Raw genomic sequence first — 25,904 nt, forward strand, 5'->3', positions numbered from 1 at the left:
AATCTCGACCTACTTCCAACTCGCGGGGTACCAGGGCCGCACGGGGTTCCGCGCGACACGTTTCACGGTGTTGCCTGTGCAGCGAACCGCTGCTCAGCAACCTTCTGTCTGCTCGACGTACTGGCGCAACGCCTTTACGTCGAGCGCTCCCGGGGCGCGCAACGCCCTCGTGAACGCCCGGCGGCGCACCGCCTGGTCGAGACAGACCGGGGCGGGGTGTACGTACGCACCCCGGCCGGGCAGCGTACCGCGAGGATCAGGGACGCATGCACCCTTGATCGCCACGATGCGCAGCAGATCGGTCTTGGCCGCTCGCTCCCGGCACCCCACACAGGTGCGTTCAGGGCAGGCTCGGGTTGGCGTCCGGCCAGACACTCTTAAGTCTACCTCCCCGTAACGACCTCACCCCTTTGGGGCAGGAATCGAACGGTCCTTGTCGTGATCTAAGCGACGTGCGGCTTGGATCTATTCCCCGGACCCTATTCCCGGCACCTGTTCCCCGGCCCCAGGAGACCTAGGGCCTGTCCTGGTCGCCGGGCTGTTCGGTGTCCGGCCGGATGTCGATCCGCCAGCCGGTGAGCCGGGCCGCGAGCCGGGCGTTCTGCCCTTCCTTGCCGATCGCCAGCGACAGCTGGTAGTCCGGCACGGTCACCCGGGCCGACCTGGCCGCCATGTCCACGACCTCCACCTTGGAGACGCGGGCCGGCGAGAGCGCGTTCGCCACCATCTCGGCCGGGTCGTCCGACCAGTCGACGATGTCGATCTTCTCGCCGTTCAGCTCGCCCATGACATTGCGCACCCGGCCGCCCATGGGGCCGATACAGGCGCCCTTGGCGTTCAGACCCGAACGGGTGGACCGTACGGCGATCTTCGTACGGTGACCGGCCTCACGTGCGATGGCGGAGATCTCCACCGATCCGTCGGCGATCTCCGGCACCTCCAGGGCGAAGAGCTTCTTCACCAGATTGGGATGCGTACGGGACAGCGTCACGGACGGGCCGCGCACGCCCTTGGCCACCCGGACGACGTACGACCGAAGGCGCATGCCGTGCGGGTACGTCTCGCCCGGTACCTGCTCCTGCACCGGCAGGATGGCCTCCAGCCTGCCGATGTCCACGAGCACGTTCTTCGGGTCGCGGCCCTGCTGGACCACACCGGTGACGATGTCGCCCTCACGCCCGGCGTACTCGCCGAGCGTCGCGTCGTCCTGGGCGTCGCGCAGGCGCTGCAGGATGACCTGCTTGGCGGTGGTGGCGGCGATACGGCCGAAGCCGGTCGGGGTGTCGTCGAACTCGCGCGCCTCCTGCCCCTCCTCCAGGTCCTCGGGGTCCTCCTTCGCCCACACGGTCACGTGGCCGGTCTCCCGGTTGAGCTCCACGCGCGCGTGCCGGCGGCTTCCCTCGGTGCGGTGGTAGGCGATGAGGAGGGCCGACTCGATCGCCTCGACCAGCAGGTCGAAGGAGATCTCTTTCTCCCGTACCAAGCCCCGCAGGGCACTCATGTCGATGTCCACGGCTACGCCTCCTCCTCTTCCTTCATGTCCTTCGTGTCCTTGCGGCTGAACTCGACCTGGACGCGGGCCCGGTCGATCTCGCCGAAGGCGAGTCTGCGTGTGGTGGGCTTGCGTCCCTTGACTCCGGGCACCTCGACGTCGAGTCCGTCGTCGTCGACCGTGAGGATTCTGGCGACCAGCTCTTCGCCGTCGGTCAGCTGGAACTTCACCAGCCGGCCCGTGGCACGGACGTAGTGCCGGTGCTCCTTGAGGAGGCGCTCCGCGCCGGGGGTTCCCACTTCGAGCGTGTACTCGCTCCCGCCCATCGCGTCGCTCTCGTCGAGCTTCGCCGAGAGCGCACGGCTCACATCGGCGATCCGGTCCAGATCGGCACCGGTGTCGGAGTCGACGACGACGCGCAGCACACGCTTGCGTCCGACCGAGTCCACCGCGATCTCTTCGAGGTCCAGACCCTGGGAGCTGACGAGCGGTTCCAGGAGTTCTCGCAGCCTCTCGCTCTGGGTGGTGCTCATCCGGGTGACTCCTCGGCCGCGTGTGCTGTTGTGGGTTCGTCGCGTGTCTGGTCAAAGGGTATCCGGTCCAGGGGAGTGTTGCCGTCCACCTGTGCGGGGGCGGGTGCCGCTGAGTGGCGCCGGGCGGGCGCGCGGGTACCGTGATCACCGGCGGGCCGCCGCCTTCCCGCCCGTGTGTTCGTACGAGCCTCCGAGGACGCCTGCCGTGCCGTTCCCCCCGCTGCCGCGCACCCCCTCGGGGCCGCGCAGAAGAACCCTGCTCGCCTCGGCCACCGGGGCCGTCCTGCTGGCGGGCTGCTCCGCCGGGTCCGAGGACTCCGACAGCGGCACGGGCGGCAGCCCATCGGTCGTCGAGCGGGCACGCGCGCGTGCGGCCGGCGAAAGTGCGGGACTGGCGGAGCGGTACGACGCCGTGGCCGCCGCGCATCCCGCGCTGGCGGAGCGGCTGCGACCGCTGCGGGCGGAGGTCGTACGGCATGCGCAGGCGTTCGGCGGCACCGGGAAGGCTCCGTCCTCCGCTCCGCCCTCCGCTCCGTCCTCCGCTTCGTCCCCATCGCCGTCCTCCGCCCCGGCCGCACCGCCCGCCGCCGTCCCCGAGACCGAGAAGGACGCCCTGACCGAGCTCGCCGCCGCCGAGCGGTCCCTCGCCGACCGGCGCGCGCGGGCACTGCTCGACGTGCCGGGCGAGCTGGCTCGGCTGCTGGCCTCGGTGGCGGCGGCCGGGGCGGCACACGCGTATCTGCTGACGGAGGCTGCCAGGTGAGCGAGAAGAAGGAACAGGACCAGGTGCTCGAGGCCCTGCAGAAGGCCCTGGCGGCCGAGCACGCGGCCGTGTACGGGTACGGGGTCGTCGGCGGGCGGATCGGGGAAGGGCGCCGCACGGAGGCGCGCGCGGCGTACGACGCCCACCGGGCGCGGCGGGACGCCCTGGTGCGCGCGGTGCGGGACCTGGGCGCCACGCCGGTGTCCGCAGCGGCGGCGTACGCGCTGCCCTTCCCGGTGCCGGACTCGGCCGCGGCGGTCCGGCTCGCCGCGGAACTGGAGGACCGGGTTGCCGGGGTGTACTCGGATGTGGTGCGGGCGACCGGCGGCGAGCGTAGGGGCACCGCGGCCCAGGCGCTGCGGGAGGCGGCGGTGCGGGCGGTGCGCTGGCGCGGGGAGAGCGTAGCCTTCCCTGGGCTCGCCGAGCGGGCCGCCACCGCCTCGGCCGCGCCGAGGCCCACCGCGTAACGCGTACCGGAAGGGAACGACTCGCGCATGGCTTTCGAACCGCCGCAGCGTCTGGTCAGGGCGCTCGGTGAGAGCGCACCGGACGCCGGCGACTGGTTGGAGAAGCTGCCCGAGGCGGCTCGACAGGCCGTCGCGCTACGCGAGTTGACCGTCGAGCGGGTACAGGTGCCGGGCGGGCGCAGCAGTCTGGTCCTACTGGTACGGCGGCCGGACGGGACGCCCGCCGTACTCAAGCTGGCCCCACCCCGGGCCCGCCCCGAGAGCGAGCGGGCCGCACTCGCCCACTGGGGCGGCCGGGGTGCCGTACAGCTGCTCGACGAGCCGCCGGTCGAGGGGGTGTTGCTGCTGGAGCGGCTGCATCCGGATGTGTCGGTGCGGTCGCTGCCGGAGGCGAAGGCGCTGCTGGAGGCGGCGGGGACGTTGCGCCGGCTGTGGGTGGAGCCGCCCGGGAGCCTCGCCTTCGAGACGGTGGCCGAACGGACCGGGCGGCAGGCGGAGGCGATGCGGGCGAGTGCAGCCGCCGACCCGGAGGTGGCGCCGCTGGTGAACGCGGCGCTCGCGGCGCGTGACGCGTTGCTGGCCGCGCCGGGCGAGCAGCGGCTGCTGCACGGGACGTTCCGGCAGAGCAAGGTGCTCGCCGGTGAGCGGATGCCGTGGCTGGCCGTGGGGCCCGATCCGGTGGTCGGCGAGTGCGCCTTCGATCTGGCGCGGCTGGTGCGGGACCGGGTGGAGGACCTCATCGCCGCGCCCTCGGGAGCGGCGACGACCCGGCGGCGGGTGAAGCGGCTCGCGGAGTCGCTGGAGGTGGACCAGGAACGGCTGCGGGGCTGGACGCTGTTTCGCGCGGTGGAGTCCGGGGTGCGGGCACTGCGGGTGGGACGGCCGCAGGACGCGGAGCTGTTGCTGGAGTTCGCGGGCTGGCTCTGACCCGCCTGTCCCGCCAGAGGTGCCACCGCCGCGCGCCGCAGCGGTGGCACCCCTCCGAGCGGCTCCGTCAGGCCGTCAGGCGGGTGATCGCCTCCTCGACGGTCAGTTCCTCGCGCTCGCCGGTCCGGCGGTCCTTCAGCTCCAGCACGCCCTCGGCGGCACGCCGTCCGGCCACCAGGATCTGCGGTACGCCCATCAGCTCGGAGTCGGTGAACTTCACGCCCGGGGAGACGCCGGCGCGGTCGTCCACCAGGACGCGGACACCGGCCGCCGCCAGCTGCTGGGAGACGTCGAGGGCCAGTTCGGTCTGGAGGGCCTTGCCGGCGGCGACCACGTGCACGTCGGCCGGGGCGACCTCCTCGGGCCAGCACAGGCCCTTGTCGTCGGCGCTCTGCTCGGCGAGGGCCGCGACCGCGCGCGAGACGCCGATGCCGTAGGAGCCCATGGTCACGCGGACGGGCTTGCCGTTCTGGCCGAGGACGTCGAGCTTGAGGGCGTCGGCGTACTTGCGGCCCAGCTGGAAGATGTGGCCGATCTCGATGGCGCGGTCCAGCTTGAGGCCGGTGCCGCACCTGGGGCAGGGGTCGCCCTCCTGGACGACCACGACGTCGACGTACGCGTCGACCTCGAAGTCACGGCCGGCGACCACGTTCTTCGCGTGCGTGTGCTCCTTGTTGGCGCCCGTGATCCACGCCGTGCCCGGCGCCACGCGCGGGTCGGCGATGTACTTGAGCTTCTCCCGGCCCTGCGGTCCCACGTAGCCGCGGACGAGGTCGGGGCGGCCCACGAAGTCCTCGGCGGTGACCAGTTCGACGGCGGCCGGGGCGAAGTGCGCCTCGACCTTGCCCAGGTCGACCTCACGGTCGCCGGGCACGCCGACGGCGACGATCTCGCCGTCCACCTTGACCAGGAGGTTCTTCAGGGTGGCGGAGGCCGGGACGCCGAGGGAGGCGGCGAGGGTCTCGATGGTCGGGGTGTCGGGGGTGGGGATCTCCTCGGCCGCGGGGAGGCCGGAGGCGTCCTGCATGTGCAACTCGTACGTGATCGCCTCGGTGTTGGCCGCGAAGTCGCAGTTCGGGCAGTCGGCGAAGGTGTCCTCGCCGGCCTCGGCCGGGGCGAGGAACTCCTCCGACTTGGAGCCGCCCATCGCACCCGCGGTCGCGGCACAGATGCGGTAGTCGAGGCCGAGGCGCTGGAACACCTTCTGGTACGCCTGGCGGTGCAGGGCGTAGGACTGGGCGAGGCCCTCGTCCTCGGTGTCGAAGGAGTAGGAGTCCTTCATCAGGAACTCGCGGCCACGCAGGATGCCGGCCCGGGGGCGGGCCTCGTCCCGGTACTTGTTCTGGATCTGGTAGAGGATGACCGGCAGGTCCTTGTAGGAGGACGCCTGGTCCTTCACGAGGAGGGTGAAGATCTCCTCGTGGGTGGGGCCGAGGAGGTAGTCGCCGCCCTTGCGGTCCTGGAGACGGAACAGCTCGGGGCCGTACTCGTCCCAGCGGCCGGTCGCCTCGTACGGCTCGCGCGGCAGCAGCGCGGGGAGCAGCACCTCCTGGGCGCCGATCGCGTCCATCTCCTCACGGACGACCCGCTCCACGTTGGCGAGGACCTTCTTGCCGAGCGGCAGCCAGCTCCAGAGCCCGGCGGCGGTACGGCGTACATAGCCGGCCCGGACGAGGAGCTTGTGGCTGAGGACCTCGGCGTCCGCCGGGTCGTCGCGCAGCGTCTTCGCCATCAACTGGGACATGCGCTGGACCGTTGCGTTCGCCATGGTTGTCGTACTCCTGCTGCGAGTGGGTGATGTGCAGGAGGTTAACCGGGGGGTCCGGTCCGGTGGTAATCGGTTAACGGCGGCGCAGGGGCAGAGTCGCGCCCATCACGGCGTACGGCTTGGGGGCGCTGGGGAAGAGGACCTGGCGGGCGAGGTCCACATAGCCGAGGGAGTGGTACAGGCCCCGGGCCGGGCTGTCGGTGTCGATCGCGGAGAGGATCGAGCGGGGCTCGGCGGCGCTGTCGGTGATCGTCGTGATCAGGGTGCGGCCGATGCCGCGGTTCTGGTAGCGCGGGTGGACGTGCAGTTCGGTGATCACGAAGGAGTTGTCGAGCCAGTCGTCGAGGCCGCGGGCCCGGAGGTACGGCTCCACCACGGTGGACCACCAGTGGGCGCGGTCGTTGGGCATGCCGTACACGAACCCGACGAGGTTGCCTCCGGCACTCGCACCGAGGGCCCGCGCTCCCGGGTAGGCCATGTGGCGCAGGACGATCTGGCGGCGTACGGCGATCTCGTCGGCGCCGAGGCCGAAGGCGACGGCTTGGACGGCCAGGGCCTCGTCCACGTGGGCGGGAAGGTCCAAGGGGCCGATGACGAGGTCCATGCGGGGAGCGTACAGGGGGGTACGGGTGTCACGCCGGGTGCGGGCCGTCGGTAGCCGGGTGCGCCCACATGCAGGCAGGTTCAGAACAGCACGCTCATGAAGGCGCCGATCTCCTGGAAGCCCACCCTCCGATACGTCCTTCTCGCCGACGTGTTGAAGTCGTTCACGTACAGGCTCACCAGCGGCGCCACGTCCGCCAGGGCGTAGCGCAGGACCGCCGCCATGCCCGGTGCGGCGAGTCCCCTCCCCCGGTACTCGGGAGCCACCCACACGCCCTGGACCTGGCACGCGCGGTCCGTCGCGGCGCCGATCTCGGCCTTGAAGACGACCTTGCCGTCCGCGCCGAGGCGGGCGAAGGAGCGGCCCGCGCCAACGAGTTCGGCGACCCGGGCCTGGTACAGCAGCCCGCCGTCCCCTGCCATGGGCGATACGCCGACCTCCTCGGTGAACATCGCCACGCAGGCCGGCATGATCGTTTCCATCTCGTCCTTGCGGATGCGGCGGACGTAGGGATCCGGGGCGATGTCGGCGGGCACGCGGTCGGTGACCATGAGGGGCTGGTGGGAGCGGACCTCGCGGGCCGGGCCCCAGCTGGGTTCGAGCAACCGCCAGAGCTGGGTGGTCGATTCGGCGGGCCCCACGATGGAGGAGCAGCGCCGCCCCGCCCTGCGGGCCCGGTCGGCGAAGGCTCGTACGGCACGCGGAGTCGCGCAGATCGGGACCAGGTTGGCGCCCGCGTAGCACAGGGACGTCAGCATGCCGTCCTCGTACCAGCCCCACATCTCGCCGCCGAGCCGCCACGGGTCGAGGCCCGCGACCTGCACCCGGGATGTCACGAAGGCGTTCGCGACCGGCTCGCGGTCGAGGACGGCGAGCGCGGCGTCCAGGTCGCTCGGTTCGAGGACCCGGGAGGTGGTCTGGGTCAACACGGGCGGGGCCTCACACTCGGTCTGCTGATCTCCGCACTGTACCTGCGGAAGCTGAGCAGCGTCGCCCCGTGTGTGGTGCCGCCCGTTTGTAGGTGACCGTCGGCTGGTGGTGCCGTCCCTGGGGGCTGCCGCCCCCAGACCCCCGCTGTCGGCCCTTAAGGGGCCTCGTCCTCAAACGCCGGACGGGCTGAAATACCCTGACCGGCGCTCGAAAGAACGGTCAGCCGGCCACCGCGACCGACGGCTCGCCCGAAGCGACGCCGTCCGCCTCCATCTGCTCGGCCAGCTTCATGGCCTCCTCGATGAGGGTCTCCACGATCTTCGACTCGGGGACGGTCTTGATGACCTCGCCCTTCACGAAGATCTGGCCCTTGCCGTTGCCGGAGGCGACGCCGAGGTCGGCCTCGCGGGCCTCGCCCGGGCCGTTCACCACGCAGCCCATGACGGCGACGCGCAGCGGGACCTCCATGCCGGTCAGGCCGGCGGTGACCTCTTCGGCCAGCTTGTAGACGTCGACCTGGGCGCGGCCGCAGGAGGGGCAGGAGACGATCTCCAGGCCGCGCTGCTTGAGGTTCAGGGACTCCAGGATCTGGTTGCCGACCTTGACCTCCTCGACCGGCGGGGCCGACAGGGAGACGCGGATCGTGTCGCCGATGCCCTGGGAGAGGAGGGCTCCGAAAGCCACCGCCGACTTGATCGTGCCCTGGAAGGCCGGGCCCGCCTCCGTCACGCCGAGGTGGAGGGGGTAGTCGCACTGGGCGGCGAGCTGGCGGTACGCCTCGACCATCACGACCGGGTCGTTGTGCTTGACCGAGATCTTGATGTCCCGGAAGTCGTGCTCCTCGAAGAGGGACGCCTCCCAGAGGGCGGATTCGGCCAGTGCCTCGGGAGTCGCCTTGCCGTACTTCTGCAGGAGGCGCCGGTCCAGCGAACCCGCGTTCACGCCGATGCGGATCGGGGTGCCGTGGTCCTTCGCCGCCTTGGCGATCTCCTTGACCTTGTCGTCGAACTGCTTGATGTTGCCGGGGTTCACCCGGACCGCGGCGCAGCCCGCCTCGATGGCGGCGAAGACGTACTTCGGCTGGAAGTGGATGTCGGCGATGACCGGGATCTGCGACTTGCGCGCGATGGTGGCGAGGGCGTCGGCGTCGTCCTGGGTCGGGCAGGCCACGCGGACGATCTGACAGCCGGAGGCGGTGAGCTCGGCGATCTGCTGCAGCGTGGGCCCGATGTCGGACGTACGCGTCGTGGTCATCGACTGCACGGACACCGGGGCGTCGCCGCCGACCGCCACGGATCCGACCTGGATCTGCCGGCTCTTGCGGCGCTCGGCGAGCCTGGTCGGAACGGACGGCATGCCGAGAGAAATCGCAGTCATCTGTTGTGCAACCCCAAGTCGTGGATCAAGGTCCAGGTCCCGTCAGCGGCGGGCTCCAGGCTTCGAGATTACGGCACGGGCGAAGGCGCGAGCACATCACAGCCGTAAAGACACCCGATGGGAGGCGAAACGGAAGGCGGCCCGGAAGAGAGCCTTCCAGGCCGCCTCGAACGCCGTATGGCTAGGAGATTCTCACCGGGTTGACCACGTCCGCCACCAGGACGAGGAGCGTGAAGCAGATGAAGATCCCCGCCACCACATAGGCGACCGGCATCAGCTTCGCCACGTCGAACGGGCCCGGGTCGGGGCGCCTCAGTACCTTCGCCAGATTCCGGCGCAGGGACTCCCACAGGGCGCCCGCGACGTGGCCGCCGTCCAGGGGCAGCAGCGGGAGCACGTTGAACAGGAACAGGGAGAGGTTGAAGCCGGCGACCAGCATCAGGGCCATGGCCAGTTGCTGGGTCGGCGGGATGTCCAGGGTGAAGATCTCGCCGCCGACGCGGGCCGCGCCGACGACACCCATCGGGGAGTCCGCTGCGCGCGGGCCGTCGTCGAAGGCCGCGTTCCACAGGGCGGGGATCTTGCTGGGCAGGGCGGCGAGGGAGTCGACGGCGTCGCCGATGCGGTCGCCCATCCAGGTCACGGAGTCGCCGAAGTCCTGTTTCACGATGCCGGTGGCGGCGCTGAAGCCGAGGAAGCCGGCGGTGACGTACTGGCCCTGGACGTACTGGCCGCTGGAGTCCTTCTTGGCGACCTGGTTGGAGGCGATCTTCGCCTCCAGGGTCAGTTCCTGGCCCCCCCGGTCGACGACGATCGGCACCTCCTTGCCGGGGTTGGCGCGGATCAGGTCGGAGAGCTTGTTCCAGTCGTCCGTCTTGACGCCGCCGAAGGAGACGATCTTGTCGCCCGCCTTCAGGCCGGCCGCCGCGGCCGGGGAGGCCGGGTCGGACTTCTTGCAGTCGTCGCGGTTCTGGCTCTGGGCGATGACGCACTTGGAGACCGAGCTGACGGTGGTGGTCTGCTGGGAGATGCCGAAGCCCATCAGGACGGTGAGGAACAGCGCCACTGCCAGGACCAGGTTCGCGAGGGGGCCCGCGGACATCACGATGACCCTCTTCCACGGCTTGCGCGTGTAGAAGAGGCGGTTCTCGTCGCCGGGCCTGAGCTCCTCGAACGCGGCCGAGCGGGCATCCTCGATCATGCTGCGCCAGGGCGAGGTGGAACGCACCTCCAGGCGGCCGTCGGGCCCCGGCGGGAACATGCCGATCATGCGGATGTAGCCGCCGAAGGGGATGGCCTTGATGCCGTACTCGGTCTCACCCTTCTTGCGCGAGAAGATCGTCGGGCCGAAGCCGACCATGTACTGCGGCACGCGGATGCCGAAGAGCTTGGCGAAGGACAGGTGCCCCAGCTCGTGCCACGCGATCGACACCAGCAGGCCGAGCGCGAAAAGCACTATGCCGAGGATGAACATCAGGGTCGTCATGCACGCGCCTCCGCCGTCTGTGCCGCCAGTTGCCGGGCCCGGGTCCGCGCCCAGGTCTCCGCTTCGAGGACGTCCGCGACGGTGAGCGAGGTTCCGGTGCGCGGGGCGCCGTGCTCGTCCACCACCCGCGTCACCGTTTCCATGATGCCGTTGAACGGCAGCGCGCCGGTCCGGAAGGCCTCGACGCACTCCTCGTTGGCGGCATTGAACACCGCGGGGGCCGTGCCCGCGAGCTGCCCCACGTGCCGGGCGAGGCCGACCGAGGGGAACGCGTCGTTGTCGAGCGGGAAGAACTCCCACGTCGACGCCTTGCTCCAGTCGAAGGCGGGCGCCGCTTCGGGGACGCGTTCGGGCCAGCCGAGGCCGATGGCGATCGGCCCGCGCATGTCGGGGGGCGTCGCCTGGGCGATCGTGGATCCGTCCGTGAACTCAACCATCGAGTGGACATACGACTGCGGGTGCACGACCACCTCAATCCGATCGAAGGGAATGTCGTACAGCAGGTGTGCCTCGATGACTTCCAGCCCCTTGTTGACAAGGGTCGCGGAGTTGATCGTGATCACCGGGCCCATGGCCCAGGTGGGGTGCGCGAGGGCCTCCTCGACCGTCACCTGGGCCAGCTCGGCCTTCGTACGGCCCCGGAAGGGACCGCCGGACGCGGTGACGACGAGCTTGCGTACGTCCGCTCTGGTGCCGGCCGCCAGCGACTGGAAGAGGGCGGCGTGCTCGGAGTCGACCGGGATGATCTGCCCGGGCTTGGCGAGGGCCTTGACCAGCGGGCCGCCGACGATGAGCGACTCCTTGTTGGCGAGCGCGAGGGTGCGGCCCGCCTCCAGGGCGGCGAGGGTCGGGGCGAGGCCGATGGAGCCGGTGATGCCGTTGAGGACGGTGTGGCAGCCCGAGGCGGCGACCTGCGTGGCGGCGTCCGGTCCGGCGAGGATCTCGGGGAGCGGCTCCCCGGCCGCGTACCGGTCGCTCAATGCCTCGCGCAGCGCCGGTACGACGTCCTCGCGGGCGACCGCGACGGTCCGCACCCGGAGCTGATGCGCCTGCTCGGCGAGGAGCGCGACCCGGCCGCCGTTGGCGGAGAGCCCGGTGACCCGGAACCGGTCGGGGTTGCGCAGCACGAGGTCGATGGCCTGGGTGCCGATCGAGCCGGTGGAGCCGAGGATCACCACATCCTTCGGCCCGTCGCCCGCCACGGGGTCGTAGACCAGGTGGGGGTCGGCGAGTGGGGCTGGACTGTCGGTCATTCCCCCATTGTGGCCGTAAGGACGGTGTGTGAGGACAGCGCGTCCCCCTCGTCCCCCGCACGGGGGGGAGCTGAGGGGGACGCCCTGTCAGCTGAGGGGGACTTCTGTCATGCGCCGCTCACCGGATCGGGCGGTGTACGTTCTCCTTCTCGCTCGGGCCCGGTGTCGCGTCCGCGATCCACGGGCCCTCGCCCGACGGGTCGACGATCCCCTGCTCCAGCCACTCGTACGTGCCCGACAGCACGCCCTTGACGACCTTGCGGTCGAGGTCGTCGGTGTTGGTCCACAGGCGGCCGAAGAGCTCCTCGACGCGGATGCGGGACTGGCGGCAGAAGATGTCGGCCAGTTGGTAGGCCTCGCGGCCGTGGTCCTCGGTGGAGCGCAGGAGCTCGGCGCGTACGCAGGCCGCGCTCATCGCGAACAGTTCCGCGCCGATGTCGACGATCCGGGCCAGGAAGCCCTGCTTGGTCTCCATCCGGCCCTGCCAGCGGGACATGGCGTAGAAGGTGGAGCGGGCGAGTTTGCGGGCGGCGCGTTCGACGTAGCGCAGGTGCGGGGAGAGATCGATCCCGTGTTTGAACTCGCTGTAGGAGTTCGGGAGTTGGCCCTGACCCGCGACCAGCTTCGGCAGCCACTTGGCGTAGAAGACGCCGGCCTGGGCGCCCGCCCTCGCCTTGTCCGACAGGGACTTGTCCGGGTCGATCAGGTCGCCCGCGACCGACAGGTGGGCGTCGACCGCCTCGCGGGCGATCAGCAGGTGCATGATCTCGGTGGAGCCCTCGAAGATGCGGTTGATGCGCAGGTCGCGCAGGATCTGCTCGGCGGGGACCGCGCGTTCGCCGCGGGCCGCCAGCGACGCGGCGGTCTCGAAGCCCCGGCCGCCCCTGATCTGGACCAGTTCGTCGGCCATCAGCCAGGCCATCTCGGAGCCGTAGAGCTTGGCGAGGGCGGCCTCGATGCGGATGTCGTTGCGGTCCTCGTCCGCCATCTGGGACGACAGGTCCAGTACGGCCTCCAGGGCGAAGGTCGTCGCCGCGATGAAGCTGATCTTCGAGCCGACCGCCTCGTGGAAGGCCACCGGCTTGCCCCACTGCTCCCGCGCCGCCGACCACTCGCGGGCGATCTTCAGGCACCACTTGCCGGCGCCCACGCACATGGCGGGCAGGGACAGGCGGCCGGTGTTCAGGGTCGTGAGCGCGATCTTCAGACCCGCGCCCTCCGGGCCGATGCGGTTGGCGGCGGGGACGCGGACCTGGTGGAAGCGGGTGACGCCGTTCTCCAGGCCGCGCAGGCCCATGAAGGCGTTGCGGTTCTCGACCGTGACGCCCTCGGAGGCGGACTCGACGACGAAGGCCGTGATGCCGCCCTTGTGGCCCTCGGACTTGGGCACGCGGGCCATGACGACGAGCAGGTCGGCGACGACGCCGTTGGTGGTCCACAGCTTGACGCCGTCGAGGACGTAGTCGTCGCCGTCCGGGACGGCGGACGTGGCCAGGCGGGCGGGGTCCGAGCCGACGTCCGGCTCGGTGAGCAGGAACGCCGAGATGTCCGTGCGGGCGCAGCGCGGCAGGAACTTCTCCTTCTGCTCCTGGGTGCCGAACATCTTCAGCGGCTGCGGTACGCCGATCGACTGGTGGGCGGACAGCAGGGCGCCGATCGCCGGGCTCGCGGAGCCGACCAGGGCGAGGGCCTTGTTGTAGTACACCTGCGTCAGGCCCAGGCCGCCGTACTTGGTGTCGATCTTCATGCCGAGGGCGCCGAGCTCCTTGAGCCCGTTGATCGTCTCGTCGGGGATCTGCGCGTCCCGCTCGATCCGCGCCGAGTCGATCTTCGTCTCGCAGAAGTCGCGCAGCTTGGCGAGGAACTCCTCGCCGCGCTGGGCGTCCTCGTCGGGCGGCATCGGGTGGGGGTGGATGAGGTCGAGCCGGAAGCGGCCGAGGAACAGTTCCTTGGCGAAGCTGGGCTTGCGCCAGTCCTGTTCCCGGGCGGCCTCCGCCACCTTGCGTGCCTCACGCTCGGTGACGGTGGGTTGGGTGGGTGCTGCGGACATTGAGGCTCACCTCGCCGCGAATCGGGATCTTGGGACCGTATGGTTACCGACGGGTTCTACCCGATCGTATGTACCCGATCCGGGGCGATGCCACCACCCCTGGCGCGGTCGTTCAGCCGATGTCGACGGAGTACGCCTTGGTGTCCAGACGGCCCGTTCCCTTGAAAACCTCGGTGCCGGACTCGATGCCGGAGACGTATGTGTCGTCGCCGAGCAGCTTGCGCCGGACGAGTGCCTGGGTGAAGCCGTCCAGGTTCAGCGTGGCCTCAGTGTCCGCCGGTCCGTGAAAGGTTGCCGTGGGGAGGATCCGGTACGAGCAAGGTCGCGGCGAAGTCGTGTCGAAGCGCTTCGACATCCTATGGACACCCACTCCGGGTGGAGCTACTGTCGAACCACCCTCACCCGCCCTTATTCCCACTGCGCACTGTCGAAGCGCTTCACAAACTTGGAGAGCTGGATGGTCACCCTCGCCGAGGTCGCCCAGCACGCCGGAGTCTCGGCGAGCACGGTGAGCTATGTCCTCAGCGGCAAGCGGTCCATCTCCGGGGCCACCCGGCAGCGGGTCGAGCAGAGCATCCGCCAGCTCGGCTACCACCCGAACGCGGGCGCGCGCGCCCTGGCCAGCAACAAGTCGAACATCATCGCGCTGATGGTTCCACTGCGCACCGACATGTACGTGCCGGTGATGATGGAGATCGCCATAGCGGTCGCCACCACGGCGCGTACACACGGGTACGACGTGCTGCTGCTCACCGGCGAGGAGGGCCCCGACGCCGTGCGCCGCGTCACCGGCAGCGGGCTCGCCGACGCGATGATCCTGATGGACGTCGAACTCGACGACGAGCGGCTGCCGTTGCTGCGCGGGACCGACCAGCCGTCCGTCCTGATCGGAATGCCCGCCGACACCAGTGGTCTGACCTGCGTCGACCTCGACTTCAGGGCGACGGGCGCGCTGTGTGTCGAGCACCTCGCGATGCTCGGCCACCGTGACATCGCTGTCATCGGCGAGGCCCCCGCGGTGTACGAGCGGCACACCGGCTTCGCCGAGCGCACCCTCGACGGACTGCGCTCGCGCGCCCAGGAGTTGGGCGTGCGGCTGCTGCACCGGCCGTGCGAGGGCGGGTACGACGCGATGGCCGTGACCCTCGCCCGCGTCCTCGACGAGCGCCCGGGCACCACCGGGTTCGTCGTGCAGAACGAGTCGGCGGTCGAGCCGCTGCTCGCCCTGCTGCGCCAGCAGGGCCAGGCCGTGCCCGAGGACATGTCGGTGGTCGCGATCTGCCCCGACCAGGTCGCCGTCCAGGCCTCGTTGCGGCTGACGTCCGTCGCCATCCCCGCCCAGGACATGGGCCGCCACGCCGTGGAGCGTCTGGTCGCCAAGCTCGACGGCCACGCAGCCGACGAAGTCGTGCTGATCGCCCCCGAGTTGACGGTTCGGACGAGCACGGGGCCGGCCCCGGCCCGGTCCGGATCCTGACGCCGGAATCCGCCCCTGCCTCGCCCCGCCGGGGTACCGCCATGCCCGCACTCCTTCAAGGAGCACGCCACGTGAATCTGCCCGCCGAACAGCAGCACCAGGTCAGCCTCGCGCAGTCGTCACCCACCGTCGGCACCTTCCGCGAGCGGGACGGCGCGCTGGAGTGGAGCGGCCGCCAGGAGACCGTACGGATCGAGCCGTGGGGCCCCGACGCGGTCCGGGTCCGGGCCCGGCTCGGCGGACCGGTCCTCGAGGGGCTGCCGGGCGCGCTTGTGGACGAGCCGCCGGCCACCGAGTCCGCCGTCAAGATCGAGGGCGGCCAGGGATCCCTGACCGTCGGCTCGCTGAGCGTCGAGGTCAGTGCCGAGGGGCTGATCCGCTTCCTGCGGACAGCGGACGGCGACGAGCTGCTCGCCGAGGAGCGCGCCCACTTCTGGTGGCCCGGCTCGCGCCTGTACACCGCCGTCGGCAATGGCCACCACCGCCTGGAGCAGCGCTTCGCCGCCTACGAGGACGAGAAGCTGTACGGCCTCGGCCAGCACCAGCACGGCCGGCTGGACCAGAAGGGCCTGGTCCTGGACCTGGTCCAGCGCAACGCCGAGGTCGGCATCCCGGTGCTCACCTCCAGCCGCGGCTACACCGTGCTGTGGAACAACCCGGCGATCGGCCGCGTCGAGCTGGCCGGCAACGGCACCCGCTGGGTGGCGGACTCGGCCCGCCAGATCGACTACTGGATCACCGCGGGCGCCCCGGCCGACGCACAGCGCCGCTACAGCGCGGTGACGGGCCGTACGCCGATGCTTCCTCAGTGGGCGGCGGGCTTCTGGCAGTGCAAGCTGCGCTACCGCACGCAGGACGAACTCCTCGCCGTGGCAAGGGAGTACAAGCGCCGAGGCCTGCCCCTCGACGTGATCGTCTGCGACTTCTTCCACTGGACCCACCTGGGCGACTGGAAGTTCGACCTGACCGAGTGGCCTGACCCGGCGGGCATGGTGCGCGAGCTGGAGGAGCTCGGCGTCAAGCTGGTCGTGTCCGTCTGGCCGTCGGTGTCCCCGCTGAGCGAGAACCACCAACTGATGGAGCAGCGCGGCTACTTCATCGGCACCCAGTACGGCCCGATGGCGCACGCCGACTGGCCCGACAAGGAGGTCGCCTCCACCGTCCAGGTCGCCTTCTACGACGCCACCAACCCCGAAGCCCGCGAGTTCGTGTGGTCCCGCGTCCGCGACAACTACCTCGCCCCGTACGGCATCAAGGCGTTCTGGCTGGACGCCTGCGAGCCGGAGCTGAAGCCGGGCTTCGCGGAGAACCTGCGCTACTGGGCGGGCCCGGGCCTGGAGGTCGGCAACATGTACCCGGCCGAGAACGCCCGCACCTTCTACGAAGGCCTGCTGGCCTCCGGCGAGGACGAGGTGATCACCCTCAACCGCTCGGCGTGGGCGGGCAGTCAGCGCTACGGCGCCGCCCTGTGGTCCGGCGACATCGGCACCGACTTCCCGACCCTGCGCCGCCAGATCGCGGCCGGCCTCAACACCGCCCTGTCCGGCATCCCCTGGTGGAACACCGACATCGGCGGCTTCCACGGCGGCGACCCGGACGACCCGGCGTACCGCGAGGTGATGGTCCGCTGGTTCCAGTTCGGCGCGCTGTCCCCGCTGATGCGCCTGCACGGCTTCCGCGACCCGGGCATGCCGCTGGGCCCCGAGATGACCGGCGGCCCCAACGAGGTGTGGGCGTACGGCGAGGAGGCCGGCGCCATCATGGAGCGGTACCTGCGGCTGCGCGAGCGCCTGAAGCCGTACGTCCTGCGGGTGATGCGCGAGGCCCACGAGGAGGGCCTGCCGGTCATGCGCCCGCTGTTCCTGGAGTTCCCCGAGGACCAGGCGACCTGGTCGGTCGACGACGCCTACCTCTTCGGCCGGGACCTGCTGGTGGCCCCGGTGCTGACGGCGGGCGCCACGGCTCGCACCACGTATCTTCCGGCGGGCGCGGCCTGGACGGACGCGTGGACCGGTGAGACGTACGAGGGCGGTGCGGCCGTGACGGTCGACGCCCCCCTGGACCGCATCCCGCTGTTCCTGCGGGACGGGGCGCGGCTGCCGGTGGCGGAATAGCGGCTCCCGGGCGGGCGGCTCCCGGGTGGGGCGGTGGTTTCGCCAACTTTCGTGTTCCGCACACTGATGGGTGAACCCTCCGCCCCACCTCCCGGACAAAGGAACCCCGCCTCGTGTCTTCCGCTTCCCTCCCTCTGACGCTGGCCAATCAGTTACTGCGGCCCGCGTTCGGTTCCCGGCGCGACCCGGACCGGGTCTTCGACCGGATCGCCGGCAAGGCCGGCCAGACGGACGGCGACGAGTGGTTCACCGACGGCTTCAGGCTCCTGTTGCGTGAGTGGGCGGCCGACGAGGGCCTGTCACCGGTCGGCTGGCAGTCGGCGCGGTCCCACGTCCGCAGGCATCTCACCAACCGGGCCCGGATCCGGCGGCTGCTCGCCGAGCACCCCGCGATCGCGCGGGAGCGCATCGAGAAGCCGGTGTTCGTTGTGGGTCTGCCGCGCACCGCCACCACGCTCACCCACAGCGTGCTGTCCCTCTCCGACGAGCACCGCTGCCCCCGGCTGTGGGAGCTGCTCGCCCCCGGCCTCGCCCCTTCGCCCCGGGAGCGGCAGAAGGCGATCACGTCCGCGCGCCGGACCCTGGACGGCACCTACCTGCTCACCCCGCGCTTCCGCGACATCCACCCCATGACCGCCGAGGGCCCCGAGGAGTGCACCTTCCTGCTGCCGCACGCCCTGGTGCCGCTGTCCCAGGCCCACCTGCCGGAGTACCACGCCCGGCAGTTCGAGCGGGACTTCGTCCCCGACTACCGGCACCTCAAGGAGTGCTTCCAGGTGCTCCAGTACGGCCGCCCGCGCCGCCGCTGGATCCTGAAGTCCCCCATGCACACCGGGAACCTCGACGCCCTGCTCAGCGTGTTCCCGGACGCCACCCTCGTGTGGACCCACCGCGACCCGGCGACCGCCGTGGCCTCGTTCTGCAGTCTGGTCGAGTGCGGTATGGCCATCTCCCGCCGCACGATCGACCTGCCCGCCCTGGGTGCCACCTGGCTCGACCTGCTGAGCCGCTCGGTGCGGCGCGGCCTCGCGGCCCGGGCGGCCGTCCCGCGCGAGTCACTGGTCGACGTCCCGTACTCCTGGCTCGGCTCCGACCCGGCCGCCGGCGCCCCGAAGCTCTACGACGCGATCGGCGCCCGCTGGACCGAGGCCGACGCCGCCCGGCTGCCCGAGGTGGCCGCCCGCCCCAAGGGCAGCCGGCCGCACAGCTACGACCTGGCCCGCTACGGCCTCACCCGCGCCGACGTGGACGCGGCCTTCGGGGAGTACAACGCCCTGCGGGCCGAGGTCGACCGGGCCTGAACGGCACGGCCGACCCCGGCCCTGCGCTTGGTCAGCTGCTGCTGACGGTCAGGTTGTTGGTGGTGAAGTCCAGACCGCCGTTCGACGAGGTGATCTCGTAGCCGAACTGGACGTCACCGATGGTCTCGTCGCCCATCCACTTCTTGTCCTTGATCCACTTCAGGATCGGCAGGATGTTCACCGTGCCGGAGCTGGAGTTGGAGGTGCGGATGAACGAGAAGACCTCGTTGGCTCCGTTGGTGCCCTTGTAGACGTTCCAGGAATGGTCGCCGACGGTGACGCTGCCCTGCGAGGTGCCGATCGGGCCCACGGCTCCGGTCTTGTTGACCCAGAGCATGATCTCGTAGTCGTAGTCCGTGTCCCAGATGTCGTACGACGTGTTGTACGCGCCGGACGACGGGACGCTGACGTTGTAGCTGCTGGAGAGCGAACCGAGCGAGGTGATCGACTTGTTGATCACCTTCTTGGAGTTGGGGTAGGACTTGATGCCGCCGGTGTTGGGGTGGTTGGCGTTGACGCCCCAGTTGGTACCGGAGTTGGCCCAGATGCACTGGCTGCCGGCGCCGGAGCCCCAGATGTTGTTGTAGAGGGTGTAGCCGTTCAGGCTGGTGTTGCCCCACTGCTCGCAGGAGTTCCAGACGGCGGCCGAGGCGGGGGCGGAGGCGAGGCCGACGGTCGCGCCGAGCGCGAGGGCCGGGGCCAGCAGGACCTTGCTGATCCTGCTCAGGGTGTGTGTTGCCATGGTGTCCCTTCCATGGGTGGGGGGAAATACGGGGGATTTGCGGGGGGTTACCACGCCCTCAGGTCGAGAACGCGGTCTTCTCCGGCGACGAGGTCGAGCGGCTGTGCGCCGGAGGAAGTCCGGAGTTCGACCCGGTGCGTACGCGTGGGGCGTACGACCGCGGTCGCTTCGTGGGGGCTCCAGGTGAGGTCGATCCGGGCCCCGAACCGCGTGCGGATGCCGAGCAGTTCGCCCTTGGGGTAGGCCGCCGGGAGCGCGGGCAGCAGGACCAGCCGGTCCGGGGTCGACTGCACGAGCGTCTCGACGAGCACGGCGGGCAGGGTGTGCGCGGCGTCCGCGTTGTAGACGTCGCGGTGCGGGTAGTGCGCGCTCATCAGGGAGGCGTGGAAGAAGTCCCCCTTGAGGACCTGGCCGAGCGCGTGCTCGACCCGGTCGCCGTCGCGCAGGCGGGCGGCGATGAGGGCGTGGTGCAGATGGCCGTGGGCCGAGTCGTTCTCGGCGCCGCGCAGTTCGAGGGCTCGGTGGGCGGCGGTCGCGAGGTGCGGGGTGTCATACGGGTTGATCTCGTCGAGCGGCCAGACGGCGTAGAGGTGGCTGAGGTGGCGGTGGTCGTAGGTGTCGTCGAGGCCGGGCCAGGCCCATTCGGCGAGGGCACCGTCGGCGTTGATCCGGTGGGGCGGCAGCCGGTCGGCGAGCGCGCGCCAGCGGTCGGCTTCGGGGGTGTCTGGGTGGTACGCGGCGGCCGTGAGCAGGGCGTGCCGGGCCGCCGAGAGGTCCATGGCGGCGTTGAGGGTGCCCCAGCTCGCGTTCGCCGGGCGGTTCTCGGGCGAGTAGGAGGGGACGATGACGAGGTTGCCGTCCTCGTCGGTGCGGGTGAGGAAGTCCTCGTAGAAGAGGGCGACCTGGGCGAGGGCGTGGGCGGTGCGGGGATCGCGCTCGCCGCGGGTCTCGTCGTGGTCGACGAGCGGTTTGAGCAGCCAGTCGGCGCCTGCCGTCCACAGGTGGAGGGGGTATTCGCGGCTGAAGTGGTACGTCAGCCCGGACTCGCCGTCGGTGTGCGCGGGCGCGACGACGCCGCGAGCGCCGAAGATCGTGCGGGCGTTGTCTGCCCAGTCTGAGAGTTGACGGTGAATCAGGGAGGCGTGGGCCTCGGTCACTTCGGGGAGTGCGGCGGCTGCCGCTGACGCTGTCTGGAGGTTGAGGTTGGCATCGTTGGTGAAGGCCCCCGCCCAGGCGGTGTTCCAGTCGCCGGTCCACAGGCCGGTCAGGCGGGGTGGGAGCATCCCGCTGGCGGACAGGAGGTGGTAGCGGCCTGCGGCGAAGAGGCGTTCGAGGAGTGCGGGGCTGTCGGGGTGCTCCAGCAACTCCGAGCCTGGGAGGGCGCGTTCGGCGGTGTCCGCGTCCAGGTCGAGGGTCACGCGCTCGTAGGCCGTGCGGTGGAGGGGGGTGTGGCGGGCCAGGAGGCGGGTGTACGGGGTCTGGTGTTGGGCGTGCTCGTCGTCTGGGGTGTTCGGAAGTTCTCCGGCGTCTGGGATCAGGTCGCCGAGGGCGCGGGCGTGAGCCAGGGCGTCCGGCTCGGCGGTGGCAGGCTCGGTGGTGTCCGGGCTGTCCACGTGCGGACCGACGGCGTCCGGGCGATCCGCGTCCGAGCCAACCGCGTCCGGCACGCCCGTGTGTCGCAGGACGCGGGTGAGCAGCAGCACGGATCTCGCGCCGGTGACGCGCAGGCCGGGGGGCGTGAGTGCCGTACGGCCGCCCGTGACCACGACGAGTGTCACTCCGGTGTACGCGCGGTCGGTGCCGGGGTAGCGGACGCGCAGGGTGAGCAGGGCGCCCTCGGGGGTGAGGACGGCGCCGTGGCCGACGGCCAGGTCGTGGGGGACGCCCGGGAGCCGGTGGTCGAGGGAGATGTCCAGGTCGGGGGCCGTGACCTCCTGGACGATCACGTCGTCGGCGCGTGAGACGAAGACGCTGCTGCGCCGGCCCAGGCACTCCGCCGTCGCGACACCGGTCGAGAAGTCGACGGAGCGGCGGTACCCGCGCCGCTCATCCGGCGTCGTCCCGCGCAGCCGTATCTGGAAGGCCGGATGGAAGGGCTGGACCCACTGGAGAGGACGGCCGTCGGTGAAGGTCTCGGCGGCGGTCGCCTCGCCGGCCAGCAACCGGTCCTGGAGGGCGGGGAGTTCGGTGGCCAGCGCGGGCGGGCGGGCGTGTTCGCCGCCGCCCGGACGGACCAGCGTGTGATGGGTGACGATGACCCGCTCGTCGTTCGGATCGCCGAACACGAGGGCGCCGTGGTGGCCGTTGCCGCTCAGGAAGGCGTCCTCCCAGCGGGCGGCCGGCCGCGGCTCCCAGGTGCCGTGGACGGGACCGGCGCTCATGGCTTCAGCACCGCCACTCCGTAGCGGCCGAGGGTGAGCTCGTCCTGGACGGTCGCGCTCGTCAGCAGGTCGCGATGGGCGCCCGGCACCGCGAGCGTCACGGACTCGCGCCCGTGGTTGAGGAGGAAGAGCAGGTCACCGCGGCGGATCGCCTCCACTCCGGCGGGGAGCGCGTCGAGCACGGGGCGGGTGCCCGCGTCGGCGGCGATACGGCCGAGCAGGTCGCGCATCGCCTCCGGCTCGGGGAGCGTCGAGACGTACCAGGCACGTCCCTTGCGGAGTACGGCGGGCAGACCGTCGAGCTCACCGCCCTTGTACGCGACCTCCGCTTCGGCGTCCTCGGCCTTCTCGATCTCCTCCGACCACAGGGTGCCGCGGAAGCCGTCGCACTCGACGTGCTCCCCCGCGTCCAGCGGCCACCACTCGTGCAGCGTGCGGATGCCGAACAGCGCGCGCAGGCGGGCGTCCATGCCGCCGGGCCGTACCCGGTCGTCCTCGTCGGCGACGCCGGTGAGGAAGCCGCTGACGAGGGTGCCGCCACCGCGGACGTAGGAGAGGAGGTTGTCGATCGCCGCGTCGGAGAGGGCGTAGAGCTGGGGGACGACGACCAGTTTGTACGCCGTGAGGTCGTGCTCGGGGTGGGCGAAGTCCGTGGTGAGGTGGGCTTCCCAGAGGGCGCGGTGCCAGGCTCTCAGGAGTTCGGGGTAGTCGACCTGCGTGGACAGGCGGCCGTCCTGGGCGCCGGCCCACCAGGCGTGCCAGTCGTGCAGGACGGCGATGTCGTTGGGGGTGTGAGTGCCCGTCACTTCCGGGGCGATCCTGGCCAGTTCGGCGCCGAGCTGCTTGACCTCCTGATACGTACGGCCCTCCTCCCCCGCGTGACTGACCATCCCGGAGTGGAACTTCTCCGCGCCCTGCCGGGACTGGCGCCACTGGAAGTAGCAGACGGCGTCCGCGCCCCGGGCCACGGCCTGGAGGGACCAGAGGCGGTTGAGGCCGTGCGGCTTGGGGTGGTTGACGCCCCGCCAGTTGACCGGTCCTGCCGCCTGTTCCATCAGCATCCAGGGGCCGCGGGCCTGGGAGCGGGTCATGTCCTGGACGAGGGCGCCGTTCTGGGCACCGAGGGGGTCGCGCGGGTCGGGGTACATGTCGACCGAGACGACGTCCTCCTCCTCGGCCCAGCGCCACGCGTCCTGGCCGACCCACAGCGGCATGAAGTTGGTGGTGACCGGAAGGTGCGGGGTCGCCCGGCGGACGATGTCACGCTCGGCGACGTAGCACTCCAGGAGCATGTCGGAGGTGAACCGCTTGAAGTCCAGCACCTGGGTGGGGTTCTTCAGGTAGTGGGCGTGGCGGGGCGTGTGGATCTCGGCCCAGTCGCCGTAGCCCTGGCTCCAGAAGGCGGTGCCCCAGGCCTCGTTGAGCTCCGCGAGCGTGCCGTACTTGCTCCGCAGCCAGGTGCGAAAGCGGGCGGCGGCCTCGTCGCTCCAGTCGTAGGTGCAGTACTCGTTGTTGATGTGCCACAGGGTGAGGGCCGGGTGGGTGCCGTAGCGGGCGGCGAGGTCCTCGGTGATGGCGGCGGCGTAACGGCGGTAGGTGGCGCTGGAGTGCGAGAAGTGCTGCCGGCCGCCCCACCACTCGGTACGGCCCTCCTGGTCGACGGGCAGCGTGTCGGGGTGGAGGTGGCCCAGCCAGGGCGGGGGCGAGGCGGTCGGGGTGGCGAGGACGACCCCGATGCCGTTGTCGTGCATCAGGTCCATCAGCCGGTCCAGCCAGCCGAACTCCCTCGCTCCTGGGCGGGGTTCGAGCTTCGCCCAGGAGAAGACACCGAGGGTGACGGAGTTGACGCCGGCCGCCTTCATCAGGCGGACGTCCTCGTGCCAGGTCTCCTCGGGCCACTGCTCGGGGTTGTAGTCGCCGCCGTAGAGGATCCGGCCGTTCACCGCCGTGCTCAGGTCGGGCATCAGACGGGCTCCCCGTACTGGATGCCCCGCCCGTTGGTGGCGAGGTACACGCGGCCGTGGATCCGCGGGTCGCCGGTGATCACCTCACCGGTCCACCCCCATTGATGCTGGTCGTCGTTGATCCGCACCCAGGTCTTGGCCTCGTCGTCGGAGCGGTAGACGGCGGTGATGCTCTCGGTGGCGCCGACCTGATAGATGGCGGGGTACCGGGCTCCCTCGGCCGCCTTGCCGAAGCCGAGGGTGTGCGAGGCCCAGCAGCTGTCGACCTTGGCGAAGGTGGCCCCGCCGTCGGTGGACCGGTAGAGGCCGTTGGTCTTGGTGGAAAGCCACAGGTCACCGGACCTTCCGGGGGCGGCGACCAGCTTGAACTGGCTGTCGCCGGACGGCAGCCCGGTCGCACGCGCGGTGAAGGTCCGGCCACTGTCAGTGCTGGCGAGTAGCGTTCCTGTGTCGGTGTCGTACGCGTAGAAGAGCGTCGGGTCGGCCGGGTCGGCGACCGGCGTGGCGCCCTTCGGGAAGGAGGAGATCTCGGTCCAGGTGGTGCCGTTGTCCGCCGAGCGGTGGGCTGGGTACTTCGTGCCGTCCCAGTGCACGAAGGACCACAGCAGCACGCTGCCGTCGGCGTTGGCGGCGATCGGCCCCGGTGCGTCCTTGGCGATGGTGGGCTGGGCCTCGAAGGGCGCCCAGGTCTGTCCACCGTCGTTCGAGTAGGCCCCGTTGCCGTGGTCGCCCCAGCCCGCGCGGACGACGTACGCCGGCCTGGCCGCGGCCTGCGCGAGTCCCGTCGCCGACCCGAACACGGGGTTCGTCGCCATGCCGCGCGACGGAGACGCCGTGAGCCGCTCGTGGTACATCACGCCGATGTCCCCGAGTCCGCTGATCAGGTGCGCCTCCCCGACCGGGGGCGAGATCAGCTGGCGCACGGCCGTCTCCTCCAGACCGCGGATCTGCGGGGCCCAGTTCTTCAGGTCCCGGGTGCCGTAGAGGGTGGCGCCGGTGCCGTAGACGACGTGCTTCGAGTCGTACGGGTCGACGCCGACCGCCTGGATCCACCAGCCGAACTTCGGCTTGTCAGCACCCCAGTTGAGGAAGGGAGTCTCGGATACGTCGAATACGGCAGCGTCCTTGAGGGACGTCCAGGTAAGGCCGCCGTCGGTGGTGCGGTACAGGGTGTCGATCGCCGCCCAGCGGTTGTTGGTGGAGACGACGACGGTGCCGGGGCGGCGGGCGTCGACGGCGACCCCGCCGTAGCCGAAGCTGTCGGCGGAGCCGTCGCTCGTGGTCCCGCCCGGCTTCACCGGCGTGACCTCGGTCCACTTCCCGTCCGTGGTGCGCAGCTTGTGCACACTGCCGTCGGACTGGCCGTTGGGGCCGGGAGCGTTGGCGTACGACAGGTACAGCTCGCGGGTGTGTCTGTCGTACGCGGCGCGGATCGGGACCTTGGCGGCGGTGCCGGTGGGCCGGCCGGGGACGGCCTCCCAGGTGGTGCCGTCGGTGGTGCGGTACAGGTTGGCTCCGGCGGACGTCCCGTCGGAGTCGCCCCAGCCTGCGTAGAGGGTGCGCCCGGCGGCGACGAGAAGGGTGACGCCCTGCCCGGTGGCGCTCGGGGTACCCGGGAAGCCGCTCGCGGCTGCCCAAGTGGCGCCCCGGTCGGTGGACTTGAGGAGCCCGTCGTGCCGGGTCCCCAGCCACAGGGTGTCGCTGTCACGCGGATCCACCAGGAGCCGCTCCCCCGCACCCCGGCCGTCCTCGTTGGCGCCCAGCTTCACGGTGAGGTCGGTGCGGGCCCAGGTGGCACCACGGTCGTCGGAACGCAGCACCGCACCGTTGCCGGCCCAGGACTGGGCGTAGGTGCCGAGGGCGAGGTAGAGACGGTTGGGGTGGGCGGGGTCGACAGCGATCGCCTCCACGCCGAGGAGGTTCCAGTCGTCCCAGCCGAGGTGGTCGGTCAGCGGAGTCCAGCGGGCGGCGCGATCGTCCCAGCGGTAGGCGCCGCCGATGTCGGTACGGGCGTAGGCGAGGCCGCGGACCGAGGGGTGAAAGAGGACACAGGTGACGAATCCGGTGCCGCCGATGGCTGCGGTGCGCCAGCGGTAGGTGGGGGTAGCGGCCGGAACTTCGGCACCGTACGCACGTCCGTGTACTACGGGAACGGCGGTCAGCGCAGCGGCGGCCGCGGTCCCGGCGAGAACGGCACGACGACTCAGACGGGACGCGTACATGACACATACCTCGCTATACGAGAAAGGGTTTGGGGAAGTACCTCAGGGGCGCG

At 71.0% G+C, this 25,904-nt stretch carries 21 protein-coding genes; 6 read left to right on the forward strand and 15 right to left on the reverse strand.

What is annotated here, in order from left to right:
* Nucleotides 1-93: 93 nt before the first annotated feature.
* From AB0I77_RS41830 to rimP, 3 genes are all read right to left on the reverse strand, one after another.
* On the reverse strand, nucleotides 94-375 hold the full coding sequence (locus tag AB0I77_RS41830) for a YlxR family protein (RefSeq protein ID WP_363288087.1): 282 nt from the start codon (nucleotides 373-375) through the stop codon (nucleotides 94-96).
* Nucleotides 376-514: 139 nt separating this feature from the next.
* Nucleotides 515-1,513, reverse strand: coding sequence for a transcription termination factor NusA (nusA, locus tag AB0I77_RS41835; RefSeq protein WP_363288088.1), 999 nt, complete (start codon nucleotides 1,511-1,513; stop codon nucleotides 515-517).
* Between the two features lie 2 nt (nucleotides 1,514-1,515).
* Entirely contained in the window at nucleotides 1,516-2,025 is a 510-nt protein-coding gene (gene rimP, locus AB0I77_RS41840) for a ribosome maturation factor RimP (RefSeq protein ID WP_363288089.1), read from the reverse strand.
* Between the two features lie 205 nt (nucleotides 2,026-2,230).
* Between rimP and AB0I77_RS41845 the strand changes: the two genes are divergently transcribed.
* From AB0I77_RS41845 to AB0I77_RS41855, 3 genes are read left to right on the forward strand one after another with little or no spacing between them, the layout of a single operon-like run.
* Entirely contained in the window at nucleotides 2,231-2,788 is a 558-nt protein-coding gene (locus AB0I77_RS41845) for a hypothetical protein (protein WP_363288090.1), read from the forward strand.
* Nucleotides 2,785-3,255, forward strand: coding sequence for a ferritin-like domain-containing protein (locus tag AB0I77_RS41850; protein ID WP_363288091.1), 471 nt, complete (start codon nucleotides 2,785-2,787; stop codon nucleotides 3,253-3,255). The genes AB0I77_RS41845 and AB0I77_RS41850 overlap by 4 nt, the downstream gene beginning before the upstream one ends.
* Before the next feature lie 27 nt (nucleotides 3,256-3,282).
* A complete protein-coding gene (locus AB0I77_RS41855; RefSeq protein WP_363288092.1) occupies nucleotides 3,283-4,182 on the forward strand; it encodes an aminoglycoside phosphotransferase family protein in 900 nt (299 codons plus the stop codon).
* Nucleotides 4,183-4,249: 67 nt separating this feature from the next.
* On the opposite strand, the gene AB0I77_RS41860 is transcribed toward AB0I77_RS41855, so the two are convergent.
* The 8 genes from AB0I77_RS41860 to AB0I77_RS41895 form a co-directional block, all read right to left on the reverse strand.
* A complete protein-coding gene (locus AB0I77_RS41860; protein WP_363288093.1) occupies nucleotides 4,250-5,950 on the reverse strand; it encodes a proline--tRNA ligase in 1,701 nt (566 codons plus the stop codon).
* Nucleotides 5,951-6,023: 73 nt separating this feature from the next.
* Nucleotides 6,024-6,554, reverse strand: a complete 531-nt coding sequence (locus tag AB0I77_RS41865; protein WP_363288094.1) for a GNAT family N-acetyltransferase — start codon at nucleotides 6,552-6,554, stop codon at nucleotides 6,024-6,026.
* Between the two features lie 80 nt (nucleotides 6,555-6,634).
* Nucleotides 6,635-7,483, reverse strand: a complete 849-nt coding sequence (locus tag AB0I77_RS41870) for a GNAT family N-acetyltransferase (RefSeq protein WP_363288095.1) — start codon at nucleotides 7,481-7,483, stop codon at nucleotides 6,635-6,637.
* Between the two features lie 220 nt (nucleotides 7,484-7,703).
* Nucleotides 7,704-8,861, reverse strand: coding sequence for a flavodoxin-dependent (E)-4-hydroxy-3-methylbut-2-enyl-diphosphate synthase (gene ispG, locus AB0I77_RS41875; RefSeq protein WP_363288096.1), 1,158 nt, complete (start codon nucleotides 8,859-8,861; stop codon nucleotides 7,704-7,706).
* A 181-nt stretch (nucleotides 8,862-9,042) separates the two neighbouring features.
* Complete coding sequence (locus tag AB0I77_RS41880) at nucleotides 9,043-10,335, reverse strand: site-2 protease family protein (RefSeq protein WP_363288139.1); 1,293 nt, start codon at nucleotides 10,333-10,335, stop codon at nucleotides 9,043-9,045.
* Nucleotides 10,336-10,343: 8 nt separating this feature from the next.
* Nucleotides 10,344-11,600, reverse strand: coding sequence for a 1-deoxy-D-xylulose-5-phosphate reductoisomerase (gene dxr / locus AB0I77_RS41885; protein WP_363288097.1), 1,257 nt, complete (start codon nucleotides 11,598-11,600; stop codon nucleotides 10,344-10,346).
* Nucleotides 11,601-11,718: 118 nt separating this feature from the next.
* Complete coding sequence (locus AB0I77_RS41890; RefSeq protein ID WP_363288098.1) at nucleotides 11,719-13,650, reverse strand: acyl-CoA dehydrogenase family protein; 1,932 nt, start codon at nucleotides 13,648-13,650, stop codon at nucleotides 11,719-11,721.
* A gap of 112 nt (nucleotides 13,651-13,762) precedes the next feature.
* Nucleotides 13,763-14,005, reverse strand: coding sequence for a hypothetical protein (locus AB0I77_RS41895; RefSeq protein WP_363288099.1), 243 nt, complete (start codon nucleotides 14,003-14,005; stop codon nucleotides 13,763-13,765).
* A gap of 102 nt (nucleotides 14,006-14,107) precedes the next feature.
* Between AB0I77_RS41895 and AB0I77_RS41900 the strand changes: the two genes are divergently transcribed.
* From AB0I77_RS41900 to AB0I77_RS41910, 3 genes are all read left to right on the forward strand, one after another.
* Nucleotides 14,108-15,127, forward strand: coding sequence for a LacI family DNA-binding transcriptional regulator (locus AB0I77_RS41900; RefSeq protein ID WP_363288100.1), 1,020 nt, complete (start codon nucleotides 14,108-14,110; stop codon nucleotides 15,125-15,127).
* Nucleotides 15,128-15,198: 71 nt separating this feature from the next.
* Nucleotides 15,199-17,241 (forward strand): glycoside hydrolase family 31 protein, encoded by a 2,043-nt coding sequence (locus AB0I77_RS41905; protein ID WP_363288101.1) that lies wholly within the window; start codon nucleotides 15,199-15,201, stop codon nucleotides 17,239-17,241.
* Between the two features lie 113 nt (nucleotides 17,242-17,354).
* A complete protein-coding gene (locus AB0I77_RS41910; protein ID WP_363288102.1) occupies nucleotides 17,355-18,542 on the forward strand; it encodes a sulfotransferase in 1,188 nt (395 codons plus the stop codon).
* A gap of 31 nt (nucleotides 18,543-18,573) precedes the next feature.
* Here AB0I77_RS41910 and AB0I77_RS41915 read toward each other — a convergent pair whose 3' ends face one another.
* From AB0I77_RS41915 to AB0I77_RS41930, 4 genes are read right to left on the reverse strand one after another with little or no spacing between them, the layout of a single operon-like run.
* Nucleotides 18,574-19,284 (reverse strand): hypothetical protein, encoded by a 711-nt coding sequence (locus tag AB0I77_RS41915; RefSeq protein ID WP_363288103.1) that lies wholly within the window; start codon nucleotides 19,282-19,284, stop codon nucleotides 18,574-18,576.
* Between the two features lie 47 nt (nucleotides 19,285-19,331).
* Nucleotides 19,332-21,665, reverse strand: a complete 2,334-nt coding sequence (locus tag AB0I77_RS41920) for a glycoside hydrolase N-terminal domain-containing protein (protein WP_363288104.1) — start codon at nucleotides 21,663-21,665, stop codon at nucleotides 19,332-19,334.
* Complete coding sequence (locus AB0I77_RS41925; protein ID WP_363288105.1) at nucleotides 21,662-23,629, reverse strand: beta-galactosidase; 1,968 nt, start codon at nucleotides 23,627-23,629, stop codon at nucleotides 21,662-21,664. The genes AB0I77_RS41920 and AB0I77_RS41925 overlap by 4 nt, the downstream gene beginning before the upstream one ends.
* Nucleotides 23,629-25,851, reverse strand: a complete 2,223-nt coding sequence (locus AB0I77_RS41930) for a 1,4-beta-glucanase (RefSeq protein WP_363288106.1) — start codon at nucleotides 25,849-25,851, stop codon at nucleotides 23,629-23,631. Before AB0I77_RS41930 ends, AB0I77_RS41925 begins: the two co-directional genes overlap by 1 nt.
* Between the last annotated feature and the right edge of the window lie 53 nt (nucleotides 25,852-25,904).

This window comes from Streptomyces sp. NPDC050619, assembly GCF_040654815.1.
Taxonomy (GTDB): Bacteria; Actinomycetota; Actinomycetes; order Streptomycetales; family Streptomycetaceae; genus Streptomyces.